We start from the raw sequence: 12,456 nt of genomic DNA, 5'->3' as shown, positions 1-12,456 counted from the left end.
CGCTACCTGCAATCTTCGCGCTGCAGGGCGTTGGGGAAGGGGTAGGTCCAGGTCTTGGTGTCGAGCGCGAACGTATGCGTGGTGTCCAGCGCAACGCCGCAATCGGTGCCGTGTTCGTGGATCTGCAGCGGCCAGGTGCGCGCCTGGATGTTGCTGCTGTCCACGTCCAGGGTGAAGTCGACATTGAAGGCTTCGGCGCGGCATTGCGCCTCGGTCTGGTCTGGCTCGCGCGCGGCGTCTTCGCAGCTGATGGAGCCGCTGTTGTCGATATGGCTGCGCAGCGAGCCGGCGTTGGCCAGGCCCTTGGGACCGGGCACCACCAGGTCCTGCGATTCGAGCAGCAGGCCCTGGCCCATCCAGAAGCTGTGCACGATGAAGCCATAGAAGTCGCTGCCCAGGCGCAGGATGTCCACGCTGCCGGGCTGGCCATCGCTGCCGAAGGTGTCGGACAGTTTCTCCGCCACCACCTTGAAGCCATCGCCTTCGCCGCGCAGCACGAAGAAGTCGACCAGGCCCGGATTGCCGTGGCCGCCGTCACTCAGGCTGTGGCAGACCGCCAGCAGTTGCTGCACCTGCTCGCCCACCACCACCGGTTGTTCGGCGCAGACCTGGCTGTTGGCCTTGAAGCCATCGGCTTCACCGGCCCAGTCGGCCGACAGGCTGGCCTTGTCGCCATAGCGCGTACGCACGAACGCCTCCAGCCGCGCGGTGCGGCTGAGGCGGGACGTGGCGGCCGGCGTGGCCGGTGCCTGGGTGGCAGGCGCCGCCGCGGGAGCGGGAGCCTGTTTGCATCCACCCAGCAGGGCGGCTGCCGCCAGCAGCGCGGCCAGTGCGTGCGATCGGTGCATCGGGACGGTCCTTGTCGTGTGGATCAATGCCGGAAGTGGCGCACGCCGGTGAACACCATCGCCAGACCGTGTTCGTCGGCGGCGGCGATCACTTCGCCATCGCGCATCGAGCCGCCCGGCTGGATCACCGCCTGGATGCCGGCCGCCGCCGCGGCATCGATACCGTCGCGGAACGGGAAGAATGCATCCGATGCCATCACCGACCCGGCCACCTCGAGCTTGGCTTCTTCGGCCTTGAGCGCGGCGATCTTGGCGCTGACCACGCGGCTCATCTGCCCGGCGCCCACACCAATGGTGCGGCTGTCCTTGGCATACACGATCGCGTTGGATTTGACGTACTTGGCCACGCGCCAGGCAAACAGCAGATCGGCCAGTTCGGCATCGCTGGGTGCGCGCTTGGTCACCACGCTCAGCTCGCCCAGGGACATGCCGCGGTTGTCGGCCGACTGCATCAGCAGGCCAGAGCCAATCCGCTTGGTGTCGTAGTTGTTGAGGCCCGCGCCGTGCGGGATCTTGAGCACGCGCACGTTGGCCTTCTTGGTTGCGTAGTCGAGCGCGCCGGGCGCGTAGTCCGGGGCGATCAGCACTTCGACGAACTGACGATCCAGGATGGCCTTGGCGGTGGCTGCATCCAGCGTGCGGTTGAACGCCAGGATGCCGCCGAACGCGCTGGTGGGGTCGGTGGCATAGGCCAGCTCATAGGCATCGCCGCAGGCCACGCCCACCGCCACGCCGCACGGGTTGGCGTGCTTGACGATCACGCAGGCGCAGCGCTCGAACTGGCGTACGCATTCCCACGCCGCATCGGCATCGGCCAGGTTGTTGTAGCTCAGTTCCTTGCCCTGCAGCTGCTGGAAGGTGGCCAGCGTGCCCGGCACCGGATACAGGTCGCGGTAGAACGCGCCGGACTGGTGCGGGTTTTCGCCGTAGCGCAGGTCCATCACCTTGATGAAATTGGAATTGATCTGCGCCGGGAACGGGCTGCGCGTGGGTACGCTCTCCGCACTGTCGGCCACGGCCGAGAGATAGTTGCTGATCGCCGCGTCGTACTGCGCCACGCGGTTGAACGCGGCCACCGACAGCGCAAAGCGCTGGGCCGCCGAGAGCTGGCCGTTGTTGGCCTCCAGCTCGGCCAGCAGGTCGGCGTATTGCGCCGGGTCGGTGGCCACCGCCACGCGCGCGAAATTCTTCGCCGCGCTGCGCAGCATCGCCGGGCCGCCGATATCGATGTTTTCCACCGCATCGGCCAGCGTGCAGTCGGCCTTGGCAGTGACCGACTCGAACGGATACAGGTTGAGCACCAGCAGGTCGATCGGCGCGATGCCGTGTTCGGCCATTACTGCTTCGTCGACACCGGCGCGGCCGAGCAGGCCGCCGTGCACCAGCGGGTGCAGGGTCTTGACGCGGCCGTCCATCATTTCCGGGAAACCGGTCAACTCGGCTACGTCCTTCACCGGCAGGCCCGCATCGCGGATTGCCTTGGCGGTGCCGCCGGTGGACAGCAACTCGACGTTGCGCGCCACCAGCGCGCGGGCCAGGTCGATCAGGCCGGTCTTGTCGGAAACGGAGAGCAGGGCCCGGCGCACGGGCAGGAAATCAGAGGCCATGGGTGAAAGGGCAGTCGTTGCGGGGCAGCCGATATTGTAGGCTGCGCCAGCGCTCGAATGGACTCAACCACCGGTATGGCCTCGATCTATGCTCTGAAAGGACGCTTCCAGGACCTGCTGCGGCCCATGGTTGGCGCGCTCTACCGCGGCGGCATCACCGCCAATCAGGTCACCCTGATCGCGGCGGCCATCTCGGTGCTGGTGGCCGCGGTGGTGTACCGCGCCGGCGCCAGCTGGCCGCTGCTGTATCTGTTGCTGCCGGTGTGGATGCTGCTGCGCATGGCGCTCAACGCCATCGACGGCATGCTGGCGCGCGAGTTCGGCCAACAATCGCGCCTGGGCGCCTACCTCAACGAGCTGTGCGACGTGGTTGCCGATGCAACCTTGTACTTGAGCCTGCTCGGCGTGCCCGGCGTCAATGCCAGCGCGCTGTGGAGCTTTGCGCTGCTGGCCGCACTGACCGAATACGCCGGCGTGCTCGGGCTGATGGTCGGCGCCGGCCGCCGCTACGACGGGCCGATGGGCAAGAGCGACCGCGCCTTCGTCATCGGTGCGCTCGGTCTGGCGTTGGCGTTTGGCCTGCTCGGTGGGCATGGCGTCACCGGGGTCGCGCTGCTGCTGTGCCTGGCCTGCGCTGCAACCGTGTGGCGGCGCGTGCGCGCCGGCCTGGCCGACGCCGCTGCGCGCTGACGCGCAGCGCCCGGTTTTCTCGATCCCCAACCTCTTTCCCCTCAGGATGATCCGATGCGCACAGTTGTAGAGCGCGAGTTCGCCAGTTTCGACGGTGCGCCCCTGTTTTATCGGCACTGGCCGGTGCAGGCCACTGTCGACGCCGCGACGCCGCCCAAGGCCGTGGTGTTGCTGCACCGTGGGCACGAGCATTCCGGGCGGGTGATGCACCTGGCCGAAGAATTGCAGCTGCCGGACGCGCAGTTCTTTGCCTGGGATGCACGCGGCAACGGGCGCTCGCCCGGCGCGCGCGGCGACGCGCCCGGCTTCGACGCGCTAGTGCGCGACCTGGACAGTTTCATTGCGCACATCGGTGCCACCCACGGCATCGCGGTGCAGGACATCGTGGTGATCGCGCAGAGCGTGGGCGCGGTGGTGGCATCCACCTGGGTGCATGACTACGCGCCGCCGCTGCGCGCGCTGGTGCTGGCCTCGCCGGCGTTCAAGGTCAAGTTGTACGTGCCGTTTGCACGCGCGGGGCTGGCGCTGATGCAGGCGCTGCGCGGCAACTTCTTCGTCAACAGCTACGTCAAGCCGCAGTGGCTGACGCATGATCCGGCGCGCGTGGAAAGCTACCGCACCGATCCGTTGATCACCCGGCCGATTTCGGTGCGTGTGCTGCTGGGGTTGTACGCGGCGGCCGACCGCGTGGTGGCCGATGCGCAGGCGATCACCGTGCCGACCCAATTGCTGGTCTCCGGCGCGGATTTCGTGGTGCATCGCGGCCCGCAGGACCGCTTCTACGAGAACCTGCGCTCGCCGATCAAGCAACGGCATTTTCTGCCCGGGTTTTTCCACGACACCTTGGGTGAGCGCGACCGTGCGGTGGCGATTGCGCAGATCCGTCAGTTCGTCAGCGAGCGCTTTGCGCAGCCACCGGTGCGCGCGGACCTGCGCGACGCGCATCGTGCGGGACCGAGTTTCGAAGAAGCCGAACGCCTGGCCTGGCCGCCGCAACGCAACAGCCTGCAAGACCTGCGCTGGCGCGGTGTGCGTGCGGGCCTGCGGCTGGGTGGCACATTGTCCGAAGGCATCGCGCTGGGCCTGCAGACCGGCTTCGATTCCGGCAGCACGCTGGATTACATCTATCGCAACCAGGCGTGTGGGCGCGGGCCGCTCGGCCGCATGATCGACCGCAATTACCTCAACGCCATCGGCTGGCGCGGCATCCGCATCCGTGGCGCGCATCTGGGCGAATTGCTGCGCGCAACCGCCACCCGCCTGCGCCAGGCCGGGCAACCGGTGCGCGTGTTGGACATCGCCGCCGGGCATGGCCGCTACGTGCTGGAAGCGCTGGGCAGCGGCGCGCAACGTGCCGATGCGATCGTGCTGCGCGACTTCAGCCCGCTCAATGTCACTCAGGGCGCGGCGTTGATCCAGGCGCTGGGTGCAGGTGACATCGCGCGCTTCGAGCAGGGCGATGCGTTCGATCCGGTCTCGGTGGGCGCGGTGGACCCGGCGCCCACGCTGGCGGTGGTGTCGGGCCTGTACGAACTGTTTGCCGACAACGACCAGGTGGCGCGCTCGCTCGCTGGCGTGGCTGCAGCGGTGCCGCCCGGCGGTTATCTGCTCTACACCGGGCAGCCCTGGCATCCGCAGCTGGAATTCATTGCGCGCGCACTCACCAGTCATCGCGATGGCGTGGCCTGGGTGATGCGCCGGCGCAGCCAGCAGGAGATGGACGGCCTGGTGGAAGCGGCCGGGTTTCGCAAGGTGGACCAGCGCATCGACGCGTTCGGCATCTTCACCGTGTCGCTGGCGCAGCGGATCAACGCATGAATGCAGGCGCGCGCCCGTTCGCTCGCGCCGCGCTGTGGCTGGCGGTGCTGGGGCCGTTCTTCTTCCTCAGCTACGGGCTGGCCAATACCTTGGCCGGGCGCGCGGCCAACGTGCCGGCGGTGGTGTTCGGCTGGGAACACGGCATGCCGTTCTGGCCGTGGACCATCGTGCCGTACTGGTCCATCGACGTGTTCTACGCGGTATCGTTTTTTACCTGCCGCACGCGGCGGCAACTGGACACGCATGCATTGCGCCTGTTCACCGCACAGCTGCTGTGCGTGAGCTGTTTCCTGCTGTGGCCGTTGCGCTACAGCTTCGTACGGCCCGACACCGATGGCGTGTTCGGGTGGTTGTTTGCGGTGCTGATGGGCTTCGACAAGCCGTACAACCAGGCGCCATCGCTGCACATCGTGCTGCTGGTGGTGCTGTGGGTGCGCTACGGCGCGCAGCTGCAGGGCGTGTGGCGTTGGCTGCTGCATGGGTGGTTCGCGCTGATTGGCGTCTCGGTGCTCACCACCTATCAGCATCATTTCATCGATGTGCCCACCGGGCTGGCAGCCGGGTGGCTGTGCGTGTGGCTGTGGCCCGAGCGCATCGCAGCACCGTGGACCGATGCATGCCTTGCGCGTGACCCGCGGCGCTGGCGGCTGGCGGCGCTGTATCTGGGTGGCGCAGGCGTGACGGCTGGCCTGGCGCTGTGGCTGGGCGGTGCGGCACTGTGGCTGCTGTGGATGAGTGGCGCGCTGCTGCTGGTGGCGCTCAATTACGCACTGCTGGGGCCGGGCGGGTTTCAAAAGCGCAGCGATGGGCAACTGAGCCTGGCCGCGCGCTGGTTGTATGCCCCCTATCTGCTGGCGGCGTGGTGCAACTCGCGGCTGTGGACGCGGCGCGCGCCGTTGCCGCGTGCGGTGTGCGACGACGTGTGGTTGGGGCGGATTCCGTTGCCGGCGCAGCGCGCGGCATTCGCGGCGGTGGTGGACGTCAGTGCGGAACTGTCGTTGCGCCATGCGCATGCGAACGACCGCATCATTCCGATGCTGGATCTGGTGGCGCCGGCGCCCGCCAGCCTGCGTGCTGCCGCGCAGGCGATCGAGGCCGCGCGCGCGCATGGGCCGGTGTTGGTGTGCTGCGCGCTGGGCTATTCGCGCAGTGCAGCCAGCGTGGTGACGTGGCTGGTGCTCAGCCAGCGCGCGGCCAGCGTGAGCGAGGCCATGGCCTGCGTGCGCGCGGCGCGCCCGTCGATCGTGCTAGGGCCTCATCACCAGGCGGCGATTGCCGCTGCGTGTGCCAATGATGCTGCGGCCGATGCGCTTATCGCGCAGGTGCCGGCATGACCGCGGTGATGATGCTGGCCAGCATGCGCGCGCTGTTGCGCCAGGGCGCGGCAATCGACCGCTGCGCGTTGCTGCTGCTGGCCGCTGCCGTGTTGTTGCTGGGCATCACTGATGCACCAACGGTTGCGCAAGTTGCCTATGCGCTGAGCGCGTTGGCCGGCCTTGCGCAGCGCTATTGGGCGTTTCGGGTGGGCTTGGACGCCGATCTGCTCGACGCGGTGCTCGGCCAGCTGGAACGCGGTCATACCGATGACGCCCAAGCCGCCCAGCAACTCGACCAGGCCTTGCAAGACATCGGGCTGCTGCGCCATGCACCGCCTGTACGTGATTGGAGTGCGCGTTGGCGCGGCATGCGCGGCCTGCTGCGCACGCAGCTGCTGTGCGCCGCGTTGCAGGTACTGGCGTTGGCAATCGGTCTGCTGGCCAAGGGGATGCTGTGACCGCCGCGCCCACAGTGCCACTGCAGGCCACACCTGAGCAGCACGCGTTATGGCTGCGGCTGCAGGCGTATGCCTTCGGCCCCGATGCGGATGCCTTGCCTGCCTTCGAGCGCCGCGTCGCCCAGCAGGCGCACTGCAGCGTGGCGGTGGCGCAGCAATTGGTAGAGGAATACCGGCGCTTCTGTTTTCTGGCCTGCACCAGCAGCGCGCAGGCCACGCCCAGCCCCTTGGTCGATCAGGTCTGGCACACCCATCTCACCGACACCCGCGAGTACTGGGACAGCTTTTGCCCGCAGGTGTTGCAGGCCACGCTGCATCATCAACCCGGCCGCGGTAGCGCCGCCGAGGATGCGCGCTTCCAGCAGCAATACCGCACCACGCTGGCGCGGTATGAGCTGCAGTTTGGCGCGCCGCCGGCACTGCTGTGGCCGGCCCCGCGGCCGGCTCCCACAGCCGTGCCGGCGGCGCACGATGACGCTTCCGAGGCCGCGTTGCGTGCGCTGCGCGGCGAGCCAGCGCCGCCGTCGGTCAGGCGACTCCCGCGCGCAGTCATGGGCTGGGCACTTGCCGCGGCGGTCGCCGCCTGGCTTGCCTACTCGGCCAATGGCGGCATACCGCAGCCGTTGCAGTGGCGCGGGGTCCACTTCCTGCCGTTTTTCATCACGCTGATCGGGCTGGGCTGGTCCACGGCGGCATGGTTGCGGCGGGCGTTGCGTGGTGGCCGCGCACGCGTGGTCGATGCCGTCGATGCCAGCGAATTCGCCTACCTGAGCGGTGGCGCCGATCGCGTTGCCGATCTGTTGTTCACCGAGTTGCTGGTGCGCAACGCGGTTTACCTGGACCGCGATGAGGATGCACAGGCACGGCGATGGGTGCGATGGCAGCCGCGCATTGCGGTGCCCCCTGCACTGGAACCGGCGCTGCAGGCGCTGCGCAGTGCCGAAGATCCCACCGTGGCCTGGCAGGCCCTGCGCGGGCTTGCCGGACCGGTCAGACAGCAGCTGATCGACAAGGGCCTGTGGCTTGCGCCTGGCGCTGCGCGCGGGGTGCGCGTTGTCAGCACCCTGCCCGTGGCAGTGGTGTGGGTGCTGGGCGCATGCAAGCTGGTGATTGGCGTGCAGGGCGGGTCTCCGGTGGGGTACCTGCTCGGCTGCCTGGTGCTGACCAGCGTGCTGGTCCTGGGCTTTTTGCTGGTGCCGGTGCGGCGCACCCTGGCCGGCGATGCGCGTCTGCAGGCGCGCCGCCAGGCAGTGCGCCGCGATGCTGCGCGGACCGGCGCCGATCCGGGCGAGGCCGTGGCGCTGTACGGCACGGTGGCGTTGGTCGGCACACCCTGGGCCAGTTACCACGAGATCCGCGCACCGAACTCGCATCACCACGACAGCACGGGTAGCAGCTGCGGCGGTGGTGGTGACGGCGGCGATGGAGGAGGAGGCGACAGCGGCGGCGATGGTGGCGGCGGCTGTGGTGGATGTGGCGGGGGAGGCGACTGATGGCACACGAGACAACCGGGCTGCGTGCGCGGCAACGGCAGCTGGCACGCGCGTTGCGCGGACGCGGCGCCACACCCAATGGCGTGTCGTGGGTGGGCATCGCCTTCGCGGCGCTGGCCGGGCTGATGTTCTACATCGGCTTGAGCGCGCCGGCGCGCGAAGGTGCCGCACCGCTGCTGCTGGCCTTGCTCGGGCTGCAGGGGCGGTTGTGGTGCAACCGCCTGGATGGCGTGCTGGCGCGTCAGGCGCGGCTGGTGTCGCGCGCCGGTGAGGTCTACAACGACGCACCGGATCGCCTGTCGGATGTGCTGGTGTGCATCGGCCTGGGCTACGGGCTGCAGGCCAGCGTGCCGTGGGCCGCGCAACTGGGTTGGGCCGCGGCGCTGTGCTGCGTGGCCACTGCCTACGTGCGCATGCTCGGGCTGGCCTGTGGCACCGCCGAGCCGCGGCAGGGGCCGATGAGCCGCGTGCAGCGCATGCACTGGTTGTCGTTGATGACCGTGCTGGCACTGCCGCTGCAATGGATGGGCCAGCCGCGTGCGGCGGCGTGGGTGTTGATTGGCGCACTGGCGGTGTTGATCGCCGGTGCGGTGCTGACGGTGGTGTTGCGGCTGCGCATGATCGTGCGCGCATTGGAGTGGACATGATTGCCCGTTTGATCGCGCGTGCCTGCAGTGGCGCCATCCGCACCCTCACCGGTGCCCGCGCGTTGTGGCGCGGCTGCGCGCCGTCCAACGAACGCCGCGTGTACTACGGCAACCACGCCAGCCACGGCGACTTCGTGCTGATCTGGTCCTCGCTGCCGGCCAGCCTGCGGCATGAAGTCCGCCCGGTGGCCGCGGCCGATTACTGGCAACGCACTGCGCTGCGCCGCTACCTGATCCACGCGGTGTTCAACGGCGTGCTGATCGAACGCGATGCGGCGCGCCGCACCCGCGACCCGATCGAATGCCTGTGCGATGCGGTGGACGCCGGCGATTCGCTGATCCTGTTTCCCGAAGGCACGCGCAATCCCGACGAGGGCGTGTTGCCGTTCAAGAGTGGGCTGTACCACCTGGCGCGGCAACGCCCGGAACTGGAGTTCGTGCCGGTGTGGATCGATAACCTCAAGCGCGTGATGCCCAAGGGCAAATGGTTGCCGCTGCCGCTGCTATGCACCACCACCTTCGGTGCGCCATTACGGCTGGAGGCCGACGAAGACAAGCAGGCATTTCTGGCACGTGCGCGTGAGGCGCTGCTGGCGTTGTCGCCGGATCAGCTGGAGGCGCGCGCATGAATCCGTATGCGTTCAGTGGGCAGCTGCAGCAGTCCTCAATGCACCAGCAGACGCTATGGTTGTTCAGCGGCATTGCGCTGGTGCTGGTGGTGGCCACGCTCATTTCCGAAACCTTGCGTTGGCGTGCGCGCGCGCAGCCCAGCGCAGTGCTCGACAACCTGGTGGCCCGCATCCGCGCCTGGTGGGTGATGGCCGGCGTGGTGGGCATTGCGTTCGTGTTCGGGCGCGCCGGGGTGATCGGGCTGTTCGCGCTGGTGTCGTTGTTCGCGCTACGCGAGTTCATCACCCTCACGCCCACCCGGCGCGGCGATTACTACGCGCTGCTGGCGGCGTTCTACATCGTGTTGCCCTGGCAGTACGGGCTGGTGTGGACCGGCTGGTATGGCATGTACACGTTGCTGATCCCGGTCTATGCGTTCTTGGTGCTGCCGATCCTGGCCACCATCGGCGGCGACACCACGCGTTATCTCGAACGCACCGCCAAGGTGCAGTGGGGCTTGATGATCTGCGTGTTCTGCATTTCGCACGTGCCGGCACTGCTGAATCTGGAGATCCCCGGCTATGCCGGGCGTAACCTGCTGTTGATCGCCTTCCTGGTGATCGTGGTGCAGTCCTCGGATGTGTTGCAGTACGTGTGGGGCAAACTGGCCGGCCGGCATCTGATCGCACCGAAGCTGTCGCCGTCCAAGACCGTGGAAGGCTTCATCGGTGGCGTGCTCTCGGCCAGCCTGCTCGGCATGGCGCTATGGTGGATCACCCCGTTCGCACCGTGGCACGCGTTCGGGCTGGCGCTGGTGGCCAATCTGATGGGCTTCTTCGGCGGGCTGGTGATGTCGGCAATCAAGCGCGATCGCGGCATCAAGGATTGGGGCCACATGATCGAAGGCCACGGCGGCGTGCTCGATCGGCTGGATTCGGTGTGTTTCGCCGCGCCGGTGTTCTTCCACCTGATTCGCTACGGCTGGGCGTAAGCGGCATGCAGCAGCGCGCCGTCGGCAAGCAGTGACAGCGCTTAAACAATCAGACGTCGCATGTGCCCAAGTCCTTGCGCCATCGTGGTGCAAACCTGGCGTTTTTCATCGCACGGGAACGCACACGTCGCGCAAAACCGCCGTTGCGATTCCCGATTCCCCACTCCCGATTCCCAAACCTAATCGTAGTGCAAACCACGCGTCTTCATGCGCACAGGAAACGCACACATCGCGCGAAACCGCCGTTGCGATTCCCCAATCCCGATTCCCGATTCCCAAACCTACGTCAGCCCATACTCTTTGAGCTTCTTGCGCAGCGTGGCGCGGTGAATGCCCAGCATGGCCGCGGCGCGGCTCTGATTGCCTTCGCAATGGTTGAGCACTTCGACGAACAACGGGATCTCCATCTCGCGCAGCACGATTTCATATACGTCGTCGGCATCGCTGCCATCCAGATCGCGCAAATAGCGGCGCACAGACTGCGCGACGTGTTCGCGCAGCGGCGACTTCGGGGCGCCACGACTGCTGTCAGGACGAGAGGGGGCTGCGTTCAAAGGAGGTTCCCAGTGTCACGAAGCCGGGACGCGTGGCCGGCGAGGGGGAGTGAGTCTAGCGCGTGACCTCACCGCTCGCCACGCCCATGTGGGGTGGCGGTCAGGTCGCGTCCGCTCAACGGAAATCAAAACTGAAGGCAGCCGTGCTCGCGGCCGGTTCGCGCACGCGAAACGCCACCTGCACCGCCTGGCCGGGCGCCAGCGTGTCCTGCGCGGCGGGCGCCTGGCCCAGGTAATCCTGCGGGCTGAACACCCGCGTGCCGATCACCCGGCCGTCGGCATCAGACAGCGACAGCTGCAGCCACGGCCAGGCCTGTGCCCAGCGTGCATCGTTGCGGAAGCTGGCCTGGATCTGCAGCACGCCGGGGTAAGCGGGCAGCGGGCGCACGTCGCGCGTCAGCAGGGTCAGCGTGGCCGGGTCGCGCCACGGCGGCAGCGCGCAGCGCGCAACGGCACAGGCCGCATTCACCAGCGGCCGCCAGCGCGCGTCGCCGGCCAGGCGCGCGCGGTCGGCGATCACGATCTGCAGGCCCAGCAGCAGCACCAGGCCGACCAGCACCGCCCATTGCCAGCCACTGGCGCGCAGCCGCGGCCGGGCCAGGCCGCGACGGGCGAAGGCGGGTTCCGGCGTGGGGGCCGGGGTTGGGGAGGGGGATGGCGACGTTGGTGTGGATGCCGATGCCGGTGTGGACGTGGGTGCGGTGACGTCCCGATCTGCCTCTACCTCGGCCTCGGCCGGTGCACCTGCTTCTGCTTCCGGTGCAGGGGCCGCTTGGCGAGCGGCTGGGGCAGGCAGGCCGTCTTGATTGGCCGGGGGGGACGCCTGCGGCGTTTGCGTGATCGTGGCGCCCGGCGCGCTCGCAGCGGACTGCGCTGCAATTGCAGGTTGGTCGCGGACGTTGGTTGCGTGCGCTGCTGCTGGAGCTACCTGAGCTGCTGGACCTGTAGAAGTTGCTGCAGCTCCGGCTGCTACCGGAGCGATCGCCGCCGCTGCAGTTTGCCGGTCGTCTGCACTGTGGCGCATGGCCGGGTCCGCAGTCTGTGCAGACGAATGCGCCGGCACCGGTGCGGGTGGCGTAGCAGGCAACGGCAGGGGTGACGCCGACAGCGGCGCGTCTCGCCGTGCGGGTGCAATCAGGGTGTCAGGCGCACGTGCAGCGGCGCCTGGCGGGGCGGCCTCCGGGCTGCGCGGTGGCGCTGGCAACGGACGTACCGGCGCCGGAGCAGGCGCGGTCAGCGGCGCTGCCACCGGCGCGGACTCGGGGGCAGGCACTGCGGTGTCGGCCGGCTCGGTCGAAGGCGCGGGCGGGGTCGGGACCAGCGGCGGGGCGGCCGGGGCCGCACGCAGGAACGTGGCAAGCGGGCGGCGCGGAGGCGGAGTCTCGGACATCGGCAGGCGTGCAGCGGGAAGACCGCTATTCAACC

The 12,456-nt window shown here is 68.4% G+C and carries 12 protein-coding genes; 8 read left to right on the top strand and 4 right to left on the bottom strand.

The window, feature by feature from the left end:
- Positions 1-2 precede the first annotated feature (2 nt).
- A complete protein-coding gene (locus tag QRM89_RS09715; RefSeq protein ID WP_285447906.1) occupies positions 3-848 on the bottom strand; it encodes a hypothetical protein in 846 nt (281 codons plus the stop codon).
- Positions 849-871: 23 nt separating this feature from the next.
- On the bottom strand, positions 872-2,455 hold the full coding sequence (purH, locus tag QRM89_RS09710) for a bifunctional phosphoribosylaminoimidazolecarboxamide formyltransferase/IMP cyclohydrolase (protein WP_285447905.1): 1,584 nt from the start codon (positions 2,453-2,455) through the stop codon (positions 872-874).
- 75 nt (positions 2,456-2,530) lie between these two features.
- Between purH and QRM89_RS09705 the strand changes: the two genes are divergently transcribed.
- The 8 genes from QRM89_RS09705 to QRM89_RS09670 are packed head-to-tail and all read left to right on the top strand — an operon-like array spanning position 2,531 to position 10,477.
- Positions 2,531-3,145 (top strand): CDP-alcohol phosphatidyltransferase family protein, encoded by a 615-nt coding sequence (locus QRM89_RS09705; RefSeq protein WP_285446034.1) that lies wholly within the window; start codon positions 2,531-2,533, stop codon positions 3,143-3,145.
- Positions 3,146-3,199: 54 nt separating this feature from the next.
- On the top strand, positions 3,200-4,963 hold the full coding sequence (locus QRM89_RS09700) for a bifunctional alpha/beta hydrolase/class I SAM-dependent methyltransferase (protein WP_285447904.1): 1,764 nt from the start codon (positions 3,200-3,202) through the stop codon (positions 4,961-4,963).
- Complete coding sequence (locus QRM89_RS09695; RefSeq protein WP_285447903.1) at positions 4,960-6,297, top strand: phosphatase PAP2/dual specificity phosphatase family protein; 1,338 nt, start codon at positions 4,960-4,962, stop codon at positions 6,295-6,297. The genes QRM89_RS09700 and QRM89_RS09695 overlap by 4 nt, the downstream gene beginning before the upstream one ends.
- Positions 6,294-6,737 carry a hypothetical protein gene (locus tag QRM89_RS09690; RefSeq protein WP_285447902.1) on the top strand — a complete coding sequence of 148 codons (444 nt, stop codon included), beginning with the start codon at positions 6,294-6,296 and terminating at the stop codon, positions 6,735-6,737. The genes QRM89_RS09695 and QRM89_RS09690 overlap by 4 nt, the downstream gene beginning before the upstream one ends.
- A complete protein-coding gene (locus QRM89_RS09685; RefSeq protein ID WP_285447901.1) occupies positions 6,734-8,230 on the top strand; it encodes a TIGR04222 domain-containing membrane protein in 1,497 nt (498 codons plus the stop codon). Before QRM89_RS09690 ends, QRM89_RS09685 begins: the two co-directional genes overlap by 4 nt.
- A complete protein-coding gene (locus tag QRM89_RS09680) occupies positions 8,230-8,877 on the top strand; it encodes a CDP-alcohol phosphatidyltransferase family protein (protein ID WP_161962069.1) in 648 nt (215 codons plus the stop codon). Before QRM89_RS09685 ends, QRM89_RS09680 begins: the two co-directional genes overlap by 1 nt.
- Complete coding sequence (locus QRM89_RS09675) at positions 8,874-9,506, top strand: lysophospholipid acyltransferase family protein (RefSeq protein ID WP_042597267.1); 633 nt, start codon at positions 8,874-8,876, stop codon at positions 9,504-9,506. The genes QRM89_RS09680 and QRM89_RS09675 overlap by 4 nt, the downstream gene beginning before the upstream one ends.
- Positions 9,503-10,477 carry a phosphatidate cytidylyltransferase gene (locus tag QRM89_RS09670; RefSeq protein WP_012437216.1) on the top strand — a complete coding sequence of 325 codons (975 nt, stop codon included), beginning with the start codon at positions 9,503-9,505 and terminating at the stop codon, positions 10,475-10,477. Before QRM89_RS09675 ends, QRM89_RS09670 begins: the two co-directional genes overlap by 4 nt.
- A 281-nt stretch (positions 10,478-10,758) precedes the next feature.
- Here QRM89_RS09670 and fis read toward each other — a convergent pair whose 3' ends face one another.
- Positions 10,759-11,031, bottom strand: a complete 273-nt coding sequence (fis, locus tag QRM89_RS09665; protein ID WP_011035757.1) for a DNA-binding transcriptional regulator Fis — start codon at positions 11,029-11,031, stop codon at positions 10,759-10,761.
- Positions 11,032-11,146: 115 nt separating this feature from the next.
- The gene (locus QRM89_RS09660) at positions 11,147-12,421 is read right to left on the bottom strand and encodes a DUF3426 domain-containing protein (protein WP_285447900.1); all 1,275 of its coding nucleotides are present in this window, start codon (positions 12,419-12,421) and stop codon (positions 11,147-11,149) included.
- Positions 12,422-12,456 lie beyond the last annotated feature (35 nt).

The organism is Xanthomonas sp. LMC-A-07, from assembly GCF_030208825.1.
In the GTDB taxonomy this organism is placed as follows: Bacteria; Pseudomonadota; Gammaproteobacteria; order Xanthomonadales; family Xanthomonadaceae; genus Xanthomonas; species Xanthomonas campestris.
The sequence above is the reverse complement of the archived record's forward strand: the minus strand, read 5'-3'. Positions and strand labels throughout refer to the sequence as shown.